Annotated in this window: 2 protein-coding genes; both read right to left on the reverse strand. The window is 60.7% G+C overall.

Annotated elements, in window-relative coordinates:
- Window positions 1–1,505, reverse strand: a 1,505-nt coding sequence (gene hpaE, locus AC2FPW_RS20180; protein WP_496815131.1) for a 5-carboxymethyl-2-hydroxymuconate semialdehyde dehydrogenase, incomplete at its 3' end; no start/stop codon positions are given.
- 3 nt (window positions 1,506–1,508) lie between these two features.
- Window positions 1,509–1,907, reverse strand: coding sequence for a 5-carboxymethyl-2-hydroxymuconate Delta-isomerase (locus AC2FPW_RS20185; protein ID WP_496815132.1), 399 nt, complete (start codon window positions 1,905–1,907; stop codon window positions 1,509–1,511).
- Window positions 1,908–1,911: the final 4 nt, after the last annotated feature.

Genomic DNA, 1,911 nt, shown 5'->3' on the forward strand with positions numbered 1-1,911 from the left:
TTCCCGAGCTGCATGATGTTGTGATTTCCGGTTGCGAAGCCGACGTGTTTTTGTTCCATGTAGAACTCGAAGCTCCAGTTGCCGCCGTCGCGGCCGATACCGGATGCTTTGACGCCGCCGAACGGGGTGGGCAGGTGGCGGACGTTTTCCGAGTTCACCCAGATCATCCCGGCTTCTAGCTTGTCGGTGAACCGCAAGGCGCGGGTCAGGTCATTGGTCCAGACATAGCCGGCCAGACCGTATGGTGTGTCGTTGGCAATCTGCAGCGCCTCGTCCTCGGTCGAGAACGGGATCGAGGTCAGAACCGGGCCGAATATCTCTTCGCGCGCGATACGCATCTGGTTATTGGCATCGGTAAACAGGGTTGGGCGAATGAAATACCCTGTGTCGCCCACCTTGACACCTCCGGCGGCGACAGTCGCACCGTCTTCTTTCGCGATGTCAAAATAGGAAGTCACCTTGTTATAATGCTCCTCGGTCACCAGGGGCCCGATCTCGGTCGCAGGATCCAGCGGATGACCGACCTTGATGGTGTTGACCCGTTCGATCAGCTTTGCCTCGAACGCGTCCTTGATGGTGTCCTGCACCAGCAGGCGCGAGGATGACGTGCAGCGCTCGCCATTGATCGAGTAGATCATGAAGATCACCGCATCCAGCGCCCGGTCGAGATCGGCGTCGTCGAACACAACAACCGGGTTCTTGCCGCCCAGTTCCAGATGCATCCGCTTGAGCGTATCGGCACCTTGTTTGGTGATGATGCTGCCGGTGCGGCTTTCACCGACAAAGGCGATCGCCTTGATCAACGGATGCTCCGTCAACGCCTTACCCGCATCGGGGCCGAACCCGTTCACGGTGTTCAGCACACCCTTGGGCAGCCCGGCCTCTTCGGCGATCTCCACCAGCAGGCGAGCGGACAGCGGAGAATCTTCGGCCGGTTTGTGAACCACAGTGCACCCGGCAGCCAAAGCAGGTGCGATCTTCCATGTCGACAGCATGAACGGCGTGTTCCACGGCGTGATCACCCCCACCGGACCAATCGGAACGCGCGTGGTGATGTTCATCAGGGTCGGCGACTTAAGGTGCTGACCGTCCCGCGCCTGGACCACCTGATCCGCGAAATACCGGAAATTCTCGGCCCCCCGCAGCGCGGCCTTGGACATAAAGCGCAGGGTCTGGCCGGTGTCCCAGCATTCACACAGCGCAATTTCCTCGGCACGGGCCTCGATCGCATCGGCAACGTTCAGCAAGATGCGGCGCCGCTCGGTGGCAGGCATGTCGCGCCAACCGGCAAATGCGGCGTGGGCGGCATTGGCGGCAGCGTCGATATCATCGGCTGTGCCATGGGCGACATCGCAGATCACCGACCTGTCAACCGGGGAGGTGGATTGGAACACCCCTGCGGAACCGTCGCGATCTTCGCCCGCGATCCGGTTCTTGATGCCGGTTTCCTTAAACCGGGCCAGAAAGCCCGCCAGCTTCTCGATATTCGTATCCAGTGCGCTCATGGATCAGGTCTCCTGGTTGGTCGCGCCCAAATGGTCCCGGATCGTGCCGGTCTTGGGCGAAAGGTCTGGGTCAATGTCACGCATCTCAAGCGAGAGCGCGATGGAATGTCCGGCGAAGGCGGGGGACAGATAGGCCTCAACCGCCTCAAAAATGCGCTGCGTGGCGTCCCGTTTGACATCCGCAGCCCGGCCAGCGCGCAGGCGGATCGAGATATCAACAAACCCATGCGCCGGATTGCCGTCCGCGATGGCATAGTGATCGACCCGCGTGGCCCGGACACGAATACCGGGCAGGGGAAATGTCTTGATCCCGGCAGCCGTGGCCCGGATGCATTCGCACAAGCCACTCATATCGACCCTGTCTTCCAGATTGCCGGAATACTCGACGTTAAAATGTGGCATGTGC

Source organism: Ruegeria sp. SATB027 (assembly GCF_059613825.1).